Consider the following 3891-nt stretch of genomic DNA (forward strand, 5'->3'; position numbering starts at 1 on the left):
TCAAAAACGGACCGTCCCCGAGTGGGAAACGGTCCGTTTTGTCATTCCTCGTCTTCGTCCTCTTCGCTCCATCTGCGCTTCCAGGCGGAACGCATGCCAAAGGCCAGCAGAAGACCCGAGGCCAAGGAGCCAAACGTCAAGGCGGCCGCCCCGCCCGGAATGGCCGCCATCGGCAGCCATAACAGCACGGTTATCGCGAGCAGCAGGCGGGAGCTTAGCCGCAGCGCTGCAGCCTTCCGCGCGCCGGCAGGCAGTGGATAGAAGGAGGCGGCCGGAGAATCGCGATGTGCCTGTCGTATGGAGGCCAGCTGCGTGCCCGCCAGGAACACAAACAGCAAATAGATTGCCGGCCCCAGCCAGGACTTGTCGTTCCATCCGGCTAGCACCATGCCGAGCAGCGTCAGGCGGAGCACGATGCCCAGCAATTCGCTGCGTACGAACGTCTTGACCAGCAAATACCGGTAGGCGTCTGCCGGTTGCCAAGGGATTCCGTTGCCGACACCGGACAGCCAGCGGCGCCGAATGACCTTCTGCCCTTCGGCCGGAACGTCCACGAACCAGCCGAGCACCAACATCACCCGGGCGGCCGCCGAGCGTTCGGCGGCGATCAGGTTATCCCAAGGGATTTTGTGCTTCATCGGAAACCGTAAAATCAGGGCATAATTCAGGCTGATGAGCACCATGAACAAAGCGCTTTTCCAAGCCGGCTGCCAGATCCATGCCGCGGTCATCAGCAGAAGGAAACACCAGCGAAGCAAGCGAAACCCGGCTCTGGCCCGGGACGTCGTGATTCGCAGCTCCTGCCAGGCCCCGTAGGCGCTTAACGCCTTGAGCAGCAGCAGTACGAGCAGCATCAGCCAAAGGGGCTGGATGGCCCCGCCCGCGCCGCTTCGCTGATATAGCGGCCAGGCCAGCAGTACCACGATATAGAGTCCAATCAGCTTATAAATCAGTCCATTCCGAAAGGCCGGGGACAAATATGCAGACATTTGGGTCTCCTGCGGCAACAAGAAAATGACGTCCGCCGGCTGCGCATAGGTTCGAAATCCGGCATATACGGTCAGTGGACCCCAGAGCAACAGCAATATCCAGCGAATCGGCAAGCCGGGTGGAATGTTCTGCAGAAACGCCGTATACCAGGCCGAAAACGCAATAAGGAGCAGGAGCATCAGCACGGCGACGCCGCTTTGAAATACATAGGGCAAAAACGGGAGCACTTTGCCCCAGAAGGCCGCTTTCCGCCGGCTCCGCAGCGTTCGAAGCTCCATCGCTACTCGCCGTCCTTCACTAAGGCGTAGAAAATCTGCTCCAGCGAAGCTCCCGTGGCTTGCGCCTGCTCCCCGATGTCGGCCAGCGTCCCTTGGGCCAGCACCTTCCCCCGGTGCAGGACGATAAAGCGGTCGCAGTAATTTTCGATCGTCGAAAGAATATGCGAGCTTAACAGAATCGACGCGCCGCCCTGCTTCATCTCCAGCATGAAATCCAGCAGCGAACGGATGCCAAGCGGGTCCAATCCCAAAAAGGGCTCATCGATAATATACAGCGGCGGCCGAGCGACGAACGCGCACATGATCATGACCTTCTGCTTCATCCCCTTGGAGAGATGGGCCGACAGGCTGTCCGCCTTCTCCTCCATATGGAACAGCTTCAGCAGGCGGTCCGCCCGTTCCCGGTAAGTCCCCGGCTCCACGCCGTAAGCCCGGGCGGCAAACTCCAGATGCTCCCGAACCGTCAGTTCTTCGTAGAGCAGCGGCGATTCGGGAACGAAGGCCAGCTGCGACTGATACGCCTCCGGCGCTTCGCTTCGCGTGCTGCCGGAGATCAGAATCTCGCCCCGATGCGGTGCCATCAGCCCAAGAATATGCTTCATGGTCGTGCTTTTTCCGGCCCCGTTCAATCCGATCAGCCCGACCATTTCCCCCGGCTTCACCTCGAAGCTAATATCGTGAAGCACAGGCCGCCCCAAGCTGTAGCCTCCGCTCAGCTCCTCGACCTGCAATACGGGCAGTTCACTTCCACTCAAACCTAACGCCTCCCACGATCCGCCTAACTCCGCGGCGGCTTATTTTTCAACCATTTCGGAGCGCCTTTATTCTTCCGATCCAGCAGGCGGTCTTTCTTCCGCTCGGCGGTCGGCGTAGCCTTCCGCGCCCTCCCGTTCCCGGAAGCCGCCTTGTTCCCCGGCCGGCCGGAAATCTTCGCGGGTTTGCCGGCCCGTCCGCCATCCCCTTCCCCGACGGGACGGCTCGTTGTCCCCGGCGTGCTCGCACGGCGGGCTGTAGCGTCTGCCCCCGCTTTACCGCCGCCGGACGGACGGGTTCGCTTGCCAATGGCGTCCGCCCCGGCATCGGCTAATTTGCCGCCGTATAGCGCCTTCGGTTCAATCTCGATGCCTAGCTCCCGGGAGAACTTGCGCATGATGAACTCCTCCTGGGGCGTAATAATCGAGACGGCCAACCCTTGCCGCCCCATCCGACCGGTACGGCCGACCCGGTGAACGTAATGCTCGGCATCGATCGGCGGATCGAGGTTCACGACCAGCGCCAGCTCCTCGATGTCCAGCCCTCGCGCAGCCACGTCGCTCGCCACGAGCACGCGGATTTTGCCTTCGCGAAACCGCTTCAGCGTCAGGCTGCGCGCCGTTTTGTCGGCATCGCCGTATAAGGCCCCGGCACTGAGGCCGACATAATTCATCTTCCCCTCTACCTCGGCAATTTGATCGGTATTGTTAATAAAGGCGATCGTCCGCTCCGGTTCAAAGTGGCGAACGATCCGCCGCAGCATATCGATCTTGTCCCGCGCCTCGCATACGAAGTAGAGGTGTTGGAGCGTTTTGGACGTCCGCTGCTCCGGTTCGATCCCGATTTCCAGCGGCTCCTTCATCTCTTTCGCCGCCAACGCGCGGATTTCCGGGTTGACCGTCGCCGACAGGAACATCAACTGGCGGTCCCTCAGCGTGCTGCGCAAGATCTGCTCCACGTCCGCCGTACCGCCCAGCTGGAACATTTGGTCCACCTCATCGACTACGACGGTGCGCAGTGTATGCAGCTTCAGCTTACGAAGCGCCAGAATTTCGCGGATGCGGCCCGGCGTGCCTACCACGAGCTGGGGATGCAATTTCAACTTCTCCAGCTGGCGTTTGATTGCCGCGCCTCCGATCAGCGGCTGGGTCTTAATGCCCAGCGGCTCCCCGTATTTCTCGGCTTCCCGCTGGATTTGCATCGCCAGCTCCTGCGTCGGGGCCAGAATCAACCCCTGCAGCGTTTTATCCGCAGGCGTCATGCGCTGCAGCAATGGCAGCAGGTAAGCCAGCGTTTTCCCGGTGCCCGTCTGCGACTGTGCAAGGATATCCCGGCCTTCCAGCGCCGCAGGGATACACTCCGCCTGAACCGGCGACGGCTCAGATATCCCGTAGTCCAGCAAAGCTGCCGACAGTTGCTCACCGATTCCGAGCCCGGCAAATGTTGTTTTCGTCATTTTCAAAGTTCATCCTTTATTTTCATAATTACGTGTTGTTGTCCCATGCCAATATTTTCATTATATGCGATAAGCATGAGTCACAACAAATCAATGCCTCAATTTAGCGAAATCCGGAAATGGCCGGAGCCTCGTCCTTTCCGAAATGTTGTATTACATACAACATTTTTGGGTGAAAAACGGCCTATCCCCCGTGAAATGTTGTATTTCATACAACATTTCACGTTCAATTTTGCCTGTAGCTATAATATTGTTGTACTTTGTACAACAATTCGGCCTAAACGAGCAAACTCCCATTTAAATTGTTGTATTAAATACAACATTAGTCCTCCAACTCGCTCCCGGATGCTCCACTCGCGCTCCGGACACCCCCTAATTTGACGACAGGGTTCCCCCGTTTGCCTATCGATCCGC

Annotated in this window: 3 protein-coding genes; all 3 read right to left on the minus strand. The window is 58.9% G+C overall.

Annotated elements, in window-relative coordinates:
• Positions 1-41 precede the first annotated feature (41 nt).
• The 3 genes from MJ257_RS24305 to MJ257_RS24315 are packed head-to-tail and all read right to left on the minus strand — an operon-like array spanning position 42 to position 3477.
• On the minus strand, positions 42-1268 hold the full coding sequence (locus MJ257_RS24305) for an ABC transporter permease (protein ID WP_240271756.1): 1227 nt from the start codon (positions 1266-1268) through the stop codon (positions 42-44).
• 2 nt (positions 1269-1270) lie between these two features.
• Complete coding sequence (locus tag MJ257_RS24310; RefSeq protein ID WP_270406508.1) at positions 1271-2023, minus strand: ABC transporter ATP-binding protein; 753 nt, start codon at positions 2021-2023, stop codon at positions 1271-1273.
• A 23-nt stretch (positions 2024-2046) separates the two neighbouring features.
• Positions 2047-3477 (minus strand): DEAD/DEAH box helicase, encoded by a 1431-nt coding sequence (locus MJ257_RS24315; protein WP_240271757.1) that lies wholly within the window; start codon positions 3475-3477, stop codon positions 2047-2049.
• Positions 3478-3891: the final 414 nt, after the last annotated feature.

This window comes from Paenibacillus timonensis (assembly GCF_022427145.1).
In the GTDB taxonomy this organism is placed as follows: domain Bacteria; phylum Bacillota; class Bacilli; order Paenibacillales; family Paenibacillaceae; genus Fontibacillus; species Fontibacillus timonensis.

Bases quoted from the DNA above. Each gene is read 5' to 3' on its own strand.
- MJ257_RS24315 (WP_240271757.1), bottom strand. From the start codon at position 3,477: ATGACGAAAACAACATTTGCCGGGCTCGGAATCGGTGAGCAACTGTCG.
- MJ257_RS24305 (WP_240271756.1), bottom strand. From the start codon at position 1,268: ATGGAGCTTCGAACGCTGCGGAGCCGGCGGAAAGCGGCCTTCTGGGGC.